At 62.1% G+C, this 14,786-nt stretch carries 7 protein-coding genes and 3 pseudogenes; 3 read left to right on the top strand and 7 right to left on the bottom strand.

What is annotated here, in order from left to right; all coding sequences use genetic code 11:
* A pseudogene (locus tag E4P82_RS14720) lies at positions 1-536 on the bottom strand (IS982 family transposase); the annotation flags it as partial.
* A gap of 169 nt (positions 537-705) precedes the next feature.
* On the opposite strand from E4P82_RS14720, the gene E4P82_RS14715 reads away from it, so the two are divergent.
* Positions 706-1,452: a FadR/GntR family transcriptional regulator gene (locus tag E4P82_RS14715; protein WP_169249599.1), complete on the top strand. Its 747-nt coding sequence runs from the start codon at positions 706-708 to the stop codon at positions 1,450-1,452.
* On the opposite strand, the gene E4P82_RS14710 is transcribed toward E4P82_RS14715, so the two are convergent.
* The 5 genes and pseudogenes from E4P82_RS14710 to E4P82_RS14695 all read right to left on the bottom strand — a co-directional run bounded on the left by E4P82_RS14710 (position 1,410) and on the right by E4P82_RS14695 (position 10,513).
* Positions 1,410-3,791: a glycoside hydrolase family 31 protein gene (locus E4P82_RS14710; protein WP_169249598.1), complete on the bottom strand. Its 2,382-nt coding sequence runs from the start codon at positions 3,789-3,791 to the stop codon at positions 1,410-1,412. The two genes, E4P82_RS14715 and E4P82_RS14710, sit on opposite strands and share 43 nt — an antisense overlap.
* A 40-nt stretch (positions 3,792-3,831) precedes the next feature.
* Positions 3,832-5,379, bottom strand: coding sequence for a bifunctional polysaccharide deacetylase/glycosyltransferase family 2 protein (locus E4P82_RS22270; RefSeq protein ID WP_246327607.1), 1,548 nt, complete (start codon positions 5,377-5,379; stop codon positions 3,832-3,834).
* Between the two features lie 138 nt (positions 5,380-5,517).
* Positions 5,518-6,860, bottom strand: a pseudogene (locus tag E4P82_RS22265) (glycosyl hydrolase family 18 protein); the annotation flags it as partial.
* A 608-nt stretch (positions 6,861-7,468) separates the two neighbouring features.
* The gene (locus E4P82_RS14700) at positions 7,469-9,613 is read right to left on the bottom strand and encodes a discoidin domain-containing protein (protein ID WP_169249597.1); all 2,145 of its coding nucleotides are present in this window, start codon (positions 9,611-9,613) and stop codon (positions 7,469-7,471) included.
* 141 nt (positions 9,614-9,754) lie between these two features.
* Positions 9,755-10,513, bottom strand: coding sequence for a DsbC family protein (locus tag E4P82_RS14695; RefSeq protein ID WP_169249596.1), 759 nt, complete (start codon positions 10,511-10,513; stop codon positions 9,755-9,757).
* A 108-nt stretch (positions 10,514-10,621) separates the two neighbouring features.
* Here E4P82_RS14695 and queA point away from each other — a divergent pair.
* Together queA and htpX are read left to right on the top strand one after the other, a co-directional pair.
* Positions 10,622-11,660: pseudogene (queA, locus tag E4P82_RS14690) on the top strand (tRNA preQ1(34) S-adenosylmethionine ribosyltransferase-isomerase QueA).
* Between the two features lie 74 nt (positions 11,661-11,734).
* Positions 11,735-12,622, top strand: a complete 888-nt coding sequence (gene htpX, locus E4P82_RS14685; protein ID WP_169249594.1) for a protease HtpX — start codon at positions 11,735-11,737, stop codon at positions 12,620-12,622.
* A gap of 48 nt (positions 12,623-12,670) precedes the next feature.
* On the opposite strand, the gene E4P82_RS14680 is transcribed toward htpX, so the two are convergent.
* Entirely contained in the window at positions 12,671-14,755 is a 2,085-nt protein-coding gene (locus tag E4P82_RS14680; protein WP_169249593.1) for an EAL domain-containing protein, read from the bottom strand.
* Positions 14,756-14,786: the final 31 nt, after the last annotated feature.

Below are 14,786 nucleotides of genomic sequence, written 5' to 3'. Positions count from 1 at the left end.
GCTCCGGCACCGGTTCGCGATCATCCACGTTACCGGGGGTAATGCGGGAAGGCCAGCAGTTCGCCCCGGTCATTGACGACGAGATGGAGCTTGAAGCCGTAAAACCAGCCCATGGAGGTTTTGCCGCGACGGGCCACCTGCTTGAAGACCTGGTGGCTATGAATGCGGCGGTTGTGGCACACCACCAAGGACGTCGCATCGATAAAGGCGATCCCGGTGTCCTCGCCCCGGCGAGTGTGGAGATAGATGCACAGCGGCATCAGGGCGGTGGGAATCAGGGCCACAAACCGATTGTAACTCAATAGATTGGGAAACTCGCCCCGGCAATGCGGACACACTTGCAACAGATAAAAGGCCTTGAAGTTGCGGTACTGCGATTGATGGAAATAAATCAAGATCGTCATGATTTCACTGAGGGTCAAACGACTGGCACGCCGTCGTTGGCGGGTACCTTCCGTCAGGAGTTGACGATGCCAAGCGGGCAGGAAGACTTGGCAGAACTCATCAACGTCACAGAATAAGTCTTCTAAACTCATCGGGATGACCCTCGGTGTAGTCGGTGTGGTCACCAGGAACCTTAACAGGTTCCACACCGGGGGCCATCTCCCCATCCTTATCCAGAACTGACGTTAAATAAATAAAGACAAGTAGTTATGAAATATCAATGGTCGATGCTATTGCAGCGGACCCAGTGCAGGTAACGATATGGCCATCAAATTCGAGCCGCTGGTCACGGAAAGTCTGGCCAAGCAGATCGCGGAAAATATTCGTGAGGCAATTGTCAAAGGCAGTCTCAAGGTGGATGAACGCTTGCCGACCGAGGAAGAATTGGCGGCCCGCTTCGAGGTGTCACGCCCGACCATCCGTGAGGCGCTCAAACGATTGGCGGCCCAGCATCTGATCCGCTCGCGCCGTGGCCCGACCGGAGGCACCTTTGTCAATCGTCCCAGTCAGGACGAGGTACGCCTCAACCTGACCAACGCCATGACCCTGTTGGTGGGGATGGGGGAGTTCAATCTGGCCGACATCGCCGAAACCCGCCAGGGGCTTGAAACTTTGTGCTGTCGCCTGGCGGCGGAGCGACGGACGGACGCTCATTTGGTCGCACTGGCGGTGGAACTGGATATTCAGCGTGATCCCGCGCTCAGCGATGTGGATTTCTGTGCATCCGATGTGCGCTTTCATCGCGTTCTGGCGGACGCCACGGATAACGCACTGCTGAAATTTATCGTGCTGACGGTGATCGACGCCCTGCAGCCGGTTGCCAATATGGTGGTGTATCAGTTCCGGGAACGGCAGCGCCTAGTCTCCCAACACGAAAGCATCCTAGCCGCGCTCCAGGCGCGCGACGCCGATTCAGCCATCACCGCGTTGAACGAGCAAATCGCCGATCTGGGCGAAAAGTACGCTCAAGCTTGTACATCGAGAGTCCGGCACAACCAATCGCGTTGACCAGCACGTAGCGGCTGGATCGCGGCACGGCCGTTGATCGTGAGTTCCAGTTCCCGTAATTCCGGGTGACCGTAGACCACCGGACTAAAACGCACCGTATCGGTGGGATAGTCGCCGGACTCGGCGATGACGACGCGCAAGCGCCCGCCCTCGATTTCCGCCGTGATGCGAGCCACGCCGTAAGCACCACTTTCATGGCGCCGTGTTTCCCAGTCGTCCAGGAAATAATCGAATCGCGCTGGCTGCTCGCGGCAAAATAGATGCAACTCAATGGCGCTCAGGTCCATGAGGCTGTTTTTTAGCGGACCGGGGTAATACGGCAGCGCGGCCCCATCGCGGGCGAACAGCGGCAGTTCGTCCAGTGCCGCCGCATAGGGTAGCGATCGGCCACCCTCCAGCCATTCCCCTCGATTAAGATCGAACCACCAGCCCGGTGGCAACACCACCGGCCGTTCCTGTGCCGTGACCCCGTGGCGAATGGATTCCAGACCCTGACCCTCGCCGTGCAAGATCGGGGCGACCAGCAGGGCGTCGCCCACCAGGTATTGGTCGTCCAGATCACTGAACTCGGGTCCGGGATAGTGATAGAGCAGTGGGCGGATGATCGGATCGCCGGCCAGCCAATGCGCGAAGAAGCATTGGTACAGATACGGCAGCAACCGGTAGCGGGTGCGGATCGCGCCGCGAATGGCCGCCAGCGGCGCCGGTCCGAACTGCCAGGGCTCCTGGCGGCGGGTAAAGTGGGCGGAGTGGTTGCGATAGAAGGGGAACAGGCAGCCGGCCTGATGCCAGCGTACCAGCAGTTCCGCCCTGACATCGTCCATGAAGCCGCCCACGTCCGGGCCGTTGAAAGCCACGCCCGATAGGCCCAGATTCAGCGAGCAGGGCAGCGACATGCGCAGGTGCCGCCAGTTGCTGGCGTTGTCGCCGGTCCACACCGCGCTATGGCGCTGGGTGCCGGCGCAGGCGCTGCGGGTCAGCAGAAACGGCCGGCCGTTGGGATCGGCTTGCTCGCAGGCCCGCCGGCTGGCCAGCGCCATGAAATGCGCGTACTGGTTGTGATAACGGTCGTGAGGAACGGCGCCATGGTCGAAGCGCATTTCCTCGGTGCGGCTGTAGCCGGTGGCGGGATCGTTCATGTCCAGCCATACGCCGTCCAGCGCGCTGTCGCGCAGGAACTCGGCCAGCCAGCCGGCCCACCAGTCGCGCGTGGTCTTCAGAGTAAAGTCGGGGAACACCGTATCGCCCGGCCAGACCTTGCCCACGTACTCCCGTCCGCTCGCCGTCCGGCAGAACGCCTCACGCGCCTGACCGCTGTCGTACACCGCGTAACCCGGCTCGCGCTTGATGCCGGGATCGACGATGGTGACGGTGTGAATACCGGCGGCTTTCAACTCGCGGTTCAGGGCGGCGGGATCGGGGAATTCGGCGCGGTTCCAGGTGAATAGCCGGAAGCCGTCCATGTAGTCGATGTCGTACCACAGCGCGCTGACCGGCAAGTCAGCGGCGGCGAATTGCGCGGCCAGTTCCCGCAGTTCTGTCGCGTTGCGATAGCTCCAGCGGCACTGATGGTAACCCAGCGCCCACAGTGGCGGTAGCGGCGCCCGGCCGGTCAAGGCTGCGTGGCGCCGTACCACCTCGGCCAGGGTCGGACCGGCGAGAAGGTAAAGATCGGTGTTGCCACCCAGCGATTGATACCAGAACTCACCCGGTCGGGACTTGCCGGCGTCCATGACCGCGCGGCCGGGATTGTCGAAGAACAGTCCCAGAAACCGCTCGCCGCTTTTCAGAATCGCCAGCGGAATGGCGACATAGGTCGGATCGTAGTCGTCGCGGGCGTAGGTATGGCGAAACACCGCCACCACGTCCACGGTCAGATATTCGGCGCTGTCGCCCAGTTTGTTGAGGTGCTTGGTGCGTTCGCCGAAGCCGTAGCAGCCATCCACGGCGCTCAGGTCGAAGTTGAGCAATAACGCCTCGCCACAACCGCCGATGCCCCCGGTGACGGTCGCCAGCGAAAATCCCGCCAATTCCAGCCGCAGGCGGGTCGCATCCAATTCGACTCGCCCCGCCGTCGCCGCGAAGACCGCCGTGTCTCTCTCCATCTGTGGCACAACCGATCGGCCTGGTCGGTGTTCCGGTAGCACGGCGTCCGAGTGCTGGCGCCCGTCGGTCACCCGCTCATTCTCGAAGCGCAGTCGCAGGCAGCCGTCGGCGATCTCGGTGCAGCGGACCCATAGCCGGACGTTTGCTCCGCTCAGTTCGACCGCGTCGGTGCCTATCGTTAGCCGGTCGGGGCCGTCGAAATTGAGCGGGTGGATTTTCTGGCCGAAGAACACGATGAAGACCCTCCAGTCGAACGTCGATGCGGCCCGCTTTTTAGGCGATTCTGACGGTGGCCTTGCGTTCCAGCTTGCCCCAGCCCACCAGCGCGCCGCGCAGGGAGGCCAGGGTGCTCTTGATGGCCACGTAGTACATCAATTGACGGTAAAAGAAGCGTTGCCAGAATAATCCCGCAAGCAACCACTTGTTTTCCCTGCGTTCCAGGGCGAATGCCAGCGCGGCCGCCAGATAATCCACCGCCACGAACAACGCGTAATAAAACAGCACACGCCATAGGCCATCGGAGGAATACTCGACGGGGTGCTGCCAGCGATTGAACGCATCCGTCGCCAACGAGCCGATCAGCAACAGATCCATGACCGGGGAAACCAGGGGAAAGAACACCTGAAAGATAATGACGTTGGGCATGGCGATGAAGCCCAAGGCGCCATGGTGCGGCCGGAACAGGGCATCGGCGTGTTTCCAGGCCGCCTGCATGGTGCCGAACATCCAACGGAACCTCTGGCGGATAAACCCGCGCACGGTATCGGGGGCTTCGGTAAGAGCCACGGCCTCGTCCTCGTACACGATGGCGTAACCCAGCTTGCGAATCGCCATGGTGAGATCGGCGTCTTCCGCCAAGGTGTCGTTGGTGAACCTGCCCGCCTGTTCCATCAGTTCACGACGCCATGCCCCCACCGCGCCGGGTACCACCGTGATGCAGTTGAGTCTATCGAAGGCGCGACGGTCCAGGTTCTGACTGGTGATGTATTCCAGAGCCTGCCAGCAGGTCAGCAGGTTGGTGCGGTTGCCCACCTTGGCGTTGCCGGCCACGGCGCCGACCCTGGGGTTGGCGAAATGTCGGATCAGTTTGGTGATGGTGTCACGGGTGAAAACGGTATCGGCATCCAGCGCCACCACGATCTCGGCCCGGGTCCGGCTCAGACCGAAGTTGAGCGCGGCCGGTTTGCCGCCGTTGGGTTTGCTGAACACCCGTACTCGGGGAAATTCGGCGAAGGTGTCGGCGGCCAAACGATAGGTGGCGTCACTGGAACCATCGTCCACCACGATGATCTCGAAACGGTCGGGATGATCGCAGGCCAGCAGCGAGGTGATGGTCTGGGTGATGACTTTTTCCTCGTTATAGGCCGGCACCACGACCGCCACCGACGGAGAATAGGCCGGATCGAAGACGAGACGCCGTTTGTGCCAGCGCTGGTAAACGGCCAGCGCGCCGATGAACAGCAAGCGCGCGATCCCCAGCACGATGCCGATCAGGAACAACCAGTGGATCGCGACGGCCCCGAGGTTGATCAGGCTGAACGCGGCCCAGTCCAACCCGGTTCGCCAGCGGCTCTCGGGTGTCACCGGTGGCATCACCTCGTCCCGGTCGCGGCCCAACAACTCGGCGATGGTGACGAATTGAAACCCTCGGGCGTGCAAGGCTTCGATGATCCTGGGAATGGCTTCCACGGTTTGTTCGCGGTCGCCACCGGAATCATGCAGCAGGATTACGTTGCCTTCGCCACGTACCGCCGCCTCCACGGTACGCCGCACGATTTCATCCACGCCAGGACGTTGCCAGTCGTCTGGATCGATCTGCATGCCCACGGTGAGGTAACCCTGATTGCCGGCCAGTTCGATAGGCCGTACCTGATCGAGGGTTTCCGGTTCGGCATCCACCGCGTATGGCGGTCGAAACAGCAAGGTCTGGCGACCCACCGCGCCGGCCAGCAGCCGCTGGGTCGCCGACAGTTCCAATTGAAACTGAGTGGGCGAAATGAACGCAATATTGGGATGGGTAAAGGTATGGCTGCCGATTTCATGCCCTTCCTCACTTCGCGGCGCAGCAGCTCGGGATGCAGTTCGCCATTGACGCCGATGATGAAAAAGGTGGCGCGCACACCCAGTTGACGCAAGGTATCGAGGATCTGGGTGGTGTAGCGAGGATCGGGACCGTCGTCGAAGGTCAATGCGACTTTTCGATCCTGGCCACCTTGCCGGGTGATCACATACGGCGAGGGAAATGCCGTAAAGCGTTCGGCCGTGATCAGATGGCGTTTCGGATCGAATTCGATGGCACGCTTGCCGGAATGAGGTTGAGCCGTGATGCGCAAGATTTCGCCGCGCCCTTCGTAATCCAATCCATAGGCGAAGTGCACCTCTTCCAATCGGGTGGCCCACCGCGCGTCCAGGGGTTCGTGCTTGCCGAATACCTGCCACAGCGACGGATCTTCCCCACCCAGACGCCAGAGGGCGACGCCGGCGGGCTGGATCGAGCGGGTGACGACCAACTGGTTGAAGGCTGTCACCGCATCCAGCAACCACACTTGATGGATATGGTCATCGTCGTCGGCGTATTCGAAGGTCGGATTCAGCGAAACCGGGTCGAGACGGATGTTGCCTTCGGATTCCTGGGCGGTGAGCACCGCTTCCTCGAAGGTCATTTCCTCGGCGTGGTGGCTACCTTTTAGCCAATCGTAGCCGTAATTGCCGATGGCCACGATCATCTTTTGGGCGGGCACATCGTGCTGGCGCTGGCGCAAGACCTTCGCGAACCAGGGCAGGCTGGCGATGGGTCCGGGCGTGCCAGTGGACCAGTGTTCGTCGTAGGCCATCAGGATCAGGTAGTCGGCGGTACGCGCCAGCGCGCGATAATCGAAAGCCGGATCGCTGGCGGGCACGTTGATCGATAGTTGCAGGTTTTTCGGCTGAAGCACCGCATATAGTTCGGCAATGAAACGGCGAAAATTGGGGTGAGCCTTGGCGGGGATGTTTTCGAAATCGACGCTGACGCCGGCGAATTCGTGGCGTTCCACATAAGCCACCAGTTGCGCGATGGCGTGGGCGCGGGCGGTTGGGTTCGCGAGCATGCGACCCAGTTTGTCACCTTCCCACTCCTTGCCATTCCAGTTGTTCACCAGCGGCATGATGCGCAGGTCGGAGCGGCGGGCGCGAATGTACTGGGTGGCCTGGTCCGCGCGGTTGGGATCGTCCTCTCGGATCGTGCCATCCTCACCGTCTAGATGCAGCCACTCGGGGATGATCATGTCCAGGCTGCCCAGGTTCTCCTTGAGCGAACTCATGCTCGCATCATCCCAGTTGACGAAGAAGCCGATGGTGAGGGGGCGATTCGGAACAGCATTCGCCTGTTGGGGTTGGAGCAGCAAATGTCGCAGGGCGCGTTCCCGTTCCCGCGCCAACTTGTCCTTGGTATCCCGCAGGGCGCGTTCGCGGCGGGTCAGCGCATGCGGCAAGGACAGGGAAGGCGGCGGTGGCGCCATGTGGGCGCCGTGGGGCACGATACTGGCGCTGGGCAGATTGAGTGCCGGGAGCATCGGACTGACCAGGATGCTCAGGATCAGCGCTCCCAACAACAAAGATAGGACCAAGCCGAACACCGTCAGCCCCAGCCGCAGACGCGGCCAGCGTTTGCGGCTGGGATCGAAAAAAACGGGCGCCAGCGGAGAATGGCCTTCCTCCATGGTCAGTGGGTCGTTCAGGGAAGACATATTTGATTGCAAACCGGCGGTGTCAATTCGTTGAAATGATCGAGTGGACTTTCGCGTTCAGGCGTATCCCCATTCGCGGTCAAAGGGAACCGAGCCGCATGTTCGTTAGCGGCCAGCCCCTCGTCAGGCATCGGGAAAAAAGGATTAAAGTGAAAATTTGGAGGGTGACCTTTGCGGCGGCGTCAATTGACTTTGGGCGGGAAGGGTCCCTGGCCACGCACCACCGACAGCGACCAGGCCGGCAATCCGACTGTCATCACCCCCGCGCCTGACCACGATGTGTGGGCGGGGGGGCGATCGCGCGTGGGATGACTCTGTGCGCCGGCGGCCCGCCACCGATACTGGGCGGCGGAAAATTGGTAGAGGTCGGCTGGGGCATGCAGAAATTCTACTCCATCACCATTGATCCCGGTGAACCGGATGCGCACGATCCATTTCCGTTTGGGATCTTTGTTGATTAGCAGCACCGACCATGATCCATCGGGACGCAGGATCGGATAGGCGCTGATCAAGGCGGCGCCATTCCCGGTGCGGTCGGGATGTCCAGAGTATACATAGTGAGGTTGATCGGCCGCTCCAACCCATTGCCTAGCGAGGAGCCAGGCGCCATGGTAGGTGGCGGTGCGCGCTCGGATCCGGCGGCGGTCGTCGCTGAGAAACAGCGTGTTGTTGCCCCAGGTTTCGCAGGTCGGTTCACGTTCCAGCGGACTGGGCTCGTAACCATAGAGATAAGTGGCCGCGCCTCCCAAGGTCAGGAATTGTCCGACGGCGTCTGCGTTGAACAAGGCTCCTGGGAGATCCACTTCGGCTTGGGTGGCGAAAACGGAATAGCCGTACTCGGTCATCAGTAGAGGGATGGATGGCGGTAATCCCTGCCGGCGCAGTTGATCCAGCGCCTCCGCCAGCAGGCTCGGCCCCTGCGGCAGATGCCGGCCGGGCGGCATACAGATCTCGTCGAATGGATACCATTCGAATGACAGAAAGGCCAGATCCCGACTGCGTCCTCGTTCTTGTAAATAAGCGAGCAACCGCGTGAGCCAAGGCCGATCCTCGATGTCATCGTGGCCCGTCCACGCCATCATGGGATCCGGCGGCAGGGACTGGAAGGATGGGCCTCCCAACTCCACTCCCGGATCTACCGCGCGTAGCGCGTCCGCGACTTGCAGGTACAAGGCGCCATAATCCTCTGGAGCTACATACTGGCCATCCGGTTCCTCGCCTATTTCGACACGACGCACCGAGTAACCCCGGCGGCGCACATAGCTGAGCAGGTTGGCACCGTTGGCGGGAGTATCGTAAAGCACGCCGACTGGCAGCAGAACCGGTAGGTCGTTGGTGAGCCCGCTGGCGAAAACCTGGTCGATGCCGGGCTGTTCGATGGTCGGATCGAAATCGGAGGCTCGGTGCCAGGGATCGGTGGAGGACACAAAGAAGAGAGTCTGGTGATCCCGCCTGGTGCCGTGGCGTATCACGTCGCGCAGAACGCCCTGTTCCAGGCGACCGAGGTACACCTCGCGGATAGCATAACCCAGGCCATCGCGGATATCGCTGGAGCCGGCTGGCGCGGTGCCCGAGGCAGCATTCATCAGGACCCGCACGAAACGAACCTTGACGGGCTTGGTCGTCAAGCGCAGGGTCACATCGCCGCCCTGAGCTTCCAGCACGACGCCCATCGTGAAATTCCGCCAGCTCCCCGGGGGGTACTCATCCGGATATTCAGGGTCCTCGCCGTCCCAGTACTGCACCCGATAACGCTTGGCGTAGGGCACACCCCAAACGATGCGAATGGCGTTCACGGCTTGGCGCTTGCCAAGATCGGCGATCAGCCACTGTGGGTGACGGGCGTCGTCCTCGCCGGTATAGCGATGATCGAGATAGGGATTGCTCTTCCAGAAAGTGGCCAGATCGCCGTCGGCGAGGTGCGAGTAGCCGTTATTCTCGGCCTGGTCGATGGTGTTGCCTCGACGCGGAAGACGGTATCCATGGGAAATCGCGATCGGATCGAGCACGCGATTGTCCGAGGTCCAATAGCCGCAGGCGTGATCCGGATCGCTCCAGCGTCCTCTGGGATTCCAATGCCAGACGGCGATGCCGAGTTCCGTGCGCAACCGGTAACTGAGCGGTTGCAGCCCCACCGAACGCATTGCGGCCAGGGTCGCGGGGCGGAAAATGGCGCTGCTGACGCCCCGGTCCTGCCCATCCACGGCCGCGCCGAGCGCTTGGGACGGAATCACGGTGTTGGTCGGCCTGGAGGCAAGATTCACGTCCACGGTGACCGTGGCTGCCGCCGCTTGGGAAATTCCCCACGGCAGGGCGACAAACAGCATGATTAGGAAGACCGGCGCCGGCAACAGCGTGACAGAAAACCAACGGTTGAGCGGTGGGCATTTCTGGCCGAGACACCGAGCCTTTATGATTCCCGGCCGAACTCCCTGGGCGTCCGTGGTGGGCACGGGGCCAACGCCACTTCAGGGCTGGGCCGGTTTGGCGTCCTTGTTCCGCGCCAGCAGTTCCGCCAGTTGCGTCGGCGGCACATAGCCGGGGATCATCGTGCCGTCCTCCAGAATCATGCTGGGCGTGCCTCGCACCCCCAGTTTCTGACCCAGTTCGTACTGCGCTTGAACGGGGTTGTCGCAGGTCTTGCGCTCGATGTTCTCGCCGCGCTTGGCCTTGGTGATCGCTTCCCGCCGGTCGGCGGCGCACCAGACCGAAACCGCCTTGTCGAAGGAGTCGGAACCGACGCCCTCGCGCGGGAACATCAGGTAGCGCATCTTGATGCCTTCCTTGTTGTAGGCGGCGATCTGGCTGTGCATCTTGCGGCAGTAGCCGCAGTCGATGTCGGTGAACACGGTCACCGTGTACTTGGCCGGTCCATCCGGGGCGAATACGACCATGTTATTCTCGCCAACCGCCTCGATGGCCTTGCCACGCAATTCGTCGCGGCGGTTCTCGGTCAAATTGTCGTGGGTGCTCAAATCGAGCAGGTCGCCTTGCAGCGCGAACCGGCCGTCTTCGCTCAGATACAGGACCTGGCCGCCGATCAGCACTTCGTACAGCCCCGGAATGGCGGTCGGGCTGACGGCGTCGGGCGCCGCCCCGCCGAGGGCCGTCTGGATGTGGCTGAGGTTCGGCCGTTTGGCGGTTTCGGCGGCGTTGGGTGACGAGGGGTCGGCGGCCAGCGCGCTGGCGGCATACAGGATGGCGGCGATCAGCAGGGGTTTACGCATGTCAATATCCACGGTAATGGCAACGGAATGAACGATTCAGAGTTTTCCAGTCGGCAGGGGTTCCACGATGACCGACCTGATCAGGAAGCGCAAGCCCGGTCCGACACGTTGCGACGACAGGATTTTTGTTTCGACCTGCCGCCGGAACTGATTGCCCAGCATCCGCCGACCCGGCGCGGCGACAGCCGGCTGCTGGCCTTGGACGGCGCGACCGGCGTGCTCGCCGACCGGATGTTTCGCGAGCTGCCGGATCTGCTGCGCCCCGGCGATCTGCTGGTGTTCAACGATACCCGGGTCATCCCGGCGCGCTTGTTCGGGCGCAAGGCCAGCGGCGGTCGTTGCGAACTGCTGGTGGAGCGAGTGCTGGATCCACGGCGGGCACTGGTCCATCTGCGCGCCAGCCGGCCACCCAAACCCGGTGGCCGGTTGCTGTTCGACGCCGGTTTCGCCGCCACCGTGCTCGACCGGCGCGGCGAGCTGTTCGAAATTGGTATCGAGGCCGACGAAGCGCTGCCGGAGTTGCTGGAACGGCATGGTCGGGTGCCACTGCCGCCTTATATCACTCATGAGCCGACCTCGGAAGATCGCGAGCGCTATCAGACCATCTACGCGCGCCGGCCCGGCGCGGTGGCCGCGCCCACCGCCGGCCTGCACTTCGAACAGAGCCTGCTCGATCGACTGGCCGAACAGGGCGTGGAACAGACATTCGTGACCTTGCATGTCGGTGCCGGCACCTTTCAGCCGCCGCGGGTCGAGCGGATCGCCGAGCACGCGATGCACGCCGAACTGATCGAAGTCGGCGCGACAACTTGCGAGCGGATTCAAGCGGCGCGCGCGCGCGGCGGACGGGTGGTCGCGGTCGGCACCACGGTGGTGCGGGCGCTGGAAACCGCCGCCGGCGATCGCGATCTACCCCGGCCCTGGCCGCGGCGACACCCGGATCTTCATCTATCCGGGCTATCGCTTTCGCTGCGTGGATGCGCTGATCACCAATTTTCATCTGCCGGAGTCCACCTTGCTGATGTTGGTGGCGGCCTTTGCCGGCCACGCCGAGATCTTGCGCGCCTATCGCCATGCGGTCGAACGAGGCTACCGTTTCTTCAGCTACGGCGACGCCATGTTCCTCACCCGCCGGCTCCGCCCCTGAACCGGTGGCGCGGGGCTTGAAATCCCTGCCACGGGACCTATAGATTTCTCGCCTTCTTGTCAGGAGAAAACTCCATGAAGCGTATCGTGCTGTTCGTTGCCACCAACCTGGGTGTCGTGCTGCTGCTGGGCGTGATTGCCCGACTGTTGGGCGTGGATCGCTTTCTTTATCAGTCCGGGCTCAACCTGACCAGCTTGCTGATCTTTGCCGCCATCTTCGGTATGGGCGGCTCCCTGATCTCGTTGTTGATGTCCAAGTGGATCGCCAAGATGTCGGTCGGTGCCCAGGTCATCGAGCAACCACGCACCCAGACCGAACAATGGTTGGTGGAAACCGTGCACCGCCAAGCGCAACAGGTCGGCATCGGCATGCCGGAAGTCGCTATTTACGATTCGCCGGAACCCAACGCCTTCGCCACCGGCGCCAACCGCAACGCGGCGCTGGTCGCGGTCAGCACCGGCCTGCTGGAACAGATGACCGCCGAGGAGGCGGAAGCGGTGCTGGGTCACGAGGTCAGCCACGTCGCCAACGGCGACATGGTGACGCTGGCGCTGATTCAGGGCGTGCTCAACACTTTCGTGATCGCGCTGTCGCGGGTGGTCGGTTATCTGGTGGATCAGGCGCTGTCTTCTCGCGACCAGGAATATCGCGGTCCCGGCATCGGCTACTGGATCACCAGCATGGTCATGGAGGTGGTGTTCGGCCTGCTGGCTTCGCTGGTGGTCATGTGGTTCAGTCGCTGGCGCGAATTCCACGCCGACGCCGGCGGCGCCGAACTGGCTGGTCGCGGCAAGATGATCGCGGCGCTGGAACGGTTGCGGCAACTGTCGGAACCGTCGCAATTGCCCTCGCAGATGGCGGCGTTCGGGATCAACGGCGGCTTGGGCGACGGCCTGCGCAAGCTGTTCATGACCCATCCGCCGCTGGAAGAACGCATCGAGGCATTGCGCCGGCGAGCCTAAGCCGAGACGCGAGCCGCGTGACAGTGGGCCATTGCGGCGGGTTGCGGCTCAGCTGGAATATTGGCGGAAATCGAAATCCAGCCGCAGGCTGGTTTCCGCAACCATGTTGCCCTGCACCAGCGTGACGCCGAACTGCCAGATGCTGGCCATCTGCGGCGCGGTGGACACGCCGGCGGCCACCACCCGGACTTTCAGTTCATGGGCCTGCTCGGCGAGTCCCGCCATCGACTGGCGGCTGTTTTCGTCCTTGGATTTGGCCAAGCGCTCGATCAGGCTGCCGTCCAGCTTGATGTAATCGGGTACCAGCTCTCGCAGCAGGCGGTCGGAATGCGGCTTGCCGCCGAAGTGGGATAGCGCCAAGCCGCAGCCCAACTCCCGCAGGCGGGCGCGCAGTTGCCGGGTTTCGTCGAAGCAGTCGTCGGCGTTGCTTTCCTTGATTTCCAGCACCAGATGGTTGCCCGGTAACCGGCTGTCCTTGCAGCGCTTGCCGAGCCAATCGAAAAATTCCGGGTCGGTCAGCGAGTTGCGGGACAAACGGATGAACAGCATCGGCGGCTTGGTCCCCGTCTTGTTCATCTCGATGAGCGCCGACAGCGCGCGGATGAGCGTCCATTTGTCCAAGGCGCCCATCAGACCGTAACGCACCGCCACCGCGCCCAGTTTGTCCAGGGGCTGCGGTTTGTCGGTTTCGTCCAGGATTTGCAGATAAACCTTGTAGCGCGCCTCGTGCGCGTTTTCGAAACTGACGATCGGCTGATAGAGCAGGCTCAGACGCCCCTTGGTCAGAGCGTTCCGAATCAGGCGGATGCTGGCTTCGTCCTGTTCGCTGATGCCGCCTTGCCGTTCTTCCTTGGGTGGTTTGTAGACTTCGATCTGATTACCGCCTTTCTGGCGGGCGGCTTCGCAGGCACGGTCGGCATGCGCCAGAATCTGGACCGCGCTCTCGTGACTCTCCTGTGCTTGGCAGACGCCGATGCAGCAGGTGGTCGTGAATAGCTTGCCGTTGATCTGAAAACTGTGTTCGCCGACCGATGCACGGATCTTCTCGGCCAATGCCGTGGCATCGGTGGACGACCGTGCCGGTACGTAAATCGTGAACACACCGCTGGCGAAATTGGCGGCAATGTCCTCGATTGCGAGCATTTCCTTGAACAGGCTGGCGGCTTCCAGCATGAATTGCTCGATGGCCTCGAACCCCATGGCGTAACGAATGGCGGCATAATCGGTGAACAGCACGTACAGTACGGTGCCGTTGTGGTCGATCTCCAGGGTTTCGAGGAAAAACCGTCGGCTATACAGACCGGTGACGTCGTCGTACTTGAGCAGATTTTCCAATTGCTGGTTGTAGGCGCTTTTCTCCGGGGTCGCGTCCCGCACGATGATTTGGGTGCAGGGCTCGTCGTTCATCCGGGTCGGCGCGCATTCCAGCAGCATGGGGAAAGTCTGGCCGTTGCTGCGGACCCCGGCCAGTTCCACCGCTTCGATGGCCTTGCCTGAACGGATGCTGCGCCGCAAAACGCTCTTCAGCGCGTCCCGGTAGGTTGGCGGCACCATGTGAACCAGTTGGATCTGGGCCAGATCCTCCTTGCTTGGGTAGCCGAACAGGCGCAGATAGGCCGGATTGGCGTAAGCGTGGACGCCTTCGTGAATGTAGGCAATGGCTTCCTGGATGTTTTCCAACAGCGCCTGGCTGCGGTTTTCACTTTCCTTGAAGCGGGTTTCGAAGGATTGCTCGCGCTTGCGGTTCTGCAGATGGCGCAATTCCTTGCGCACCACCGCCACCAGATGATCGGCGTCGTCCAGGTCGAAGAAGTCGTCGGCGCCTTCCTCCAGCAAGCGGGCGGGCTTGTGCTGTTGGCGGCATTCGTCGTCCATCACGACGATGATCGGAATATCCTGCTTGGCTTCGACCACCATCAGGCGCAGCTCGGCGATGCTGGGTAGGTTTTCGGCCAAGCGCGCCAGAATCAGGTCCAGCGGCTGGTAATCGATCGCGCCGCGAATCTCCTCGGCCTGGTCAGCGTGGATCAATTCGAGTTGGTAGCCTTCGCCGCGCAAGGTCTTGACGATATGCTCGATATCGCTTTGAACCGGATCCGCGACGAGCAGGTTGATGACGGAAGGCTCAGACACGCGTTCCAACCTCTGCTGGTGGCCAGGATGC

It is taken from the genome of Candidatus Competibacter phosphatis (assembly GCF_012939995.1).
GTDB lineage: Bacteria > Pseudomonadota > Gammaproteobacteria > Competibacterales > Competibacteraceae > Competibacter > Competibacter phosphatis.
Note: the sequence above shows the minus strand (reverse complement) of the source record. Positions and strands in the feature narration are given on the sequence as shown.

Bases quoted from the DNA above. Each gene is read 5' to 3' on its own strand.
- E4P82_RS14695 (WP_169249596.1), bottom strand. From the start codon at position 10,513: ATGCGTAAACCCCTGCTGATCGCCGCCATCCTGTATGCCGCCAGCGCG.
- E4P82_RS14700 (WP_169249597.1), bottom strand. From the start codon at position 9,613: ATGCTGTTTGTCGCCCTGCCGTGGGGAATTTCCCAAGCGGCGGCAGCC.
- E4P82_RS22270 (WP_246327607.1), bottom strand. From the start codon at position 5,379: ATGCAGATCGATCCAGACGACTGGCAACGTCCTGGCGTGGATGAAATC.
- E4P82_RS14715 (WP_169249599.1), top strand. From the start codon at position 706: ATGGCCATCAAATTCGAGCCGCTGGTCACGGAAAGTCTGGCCAAGCAG.
- htpX (WP_169249594.1), top strand. From the start codon at position 11,735: ATGAAGCGTATCGTGCTGTTCGTTGCCACCAACCTGGGTGTCGTGCTG.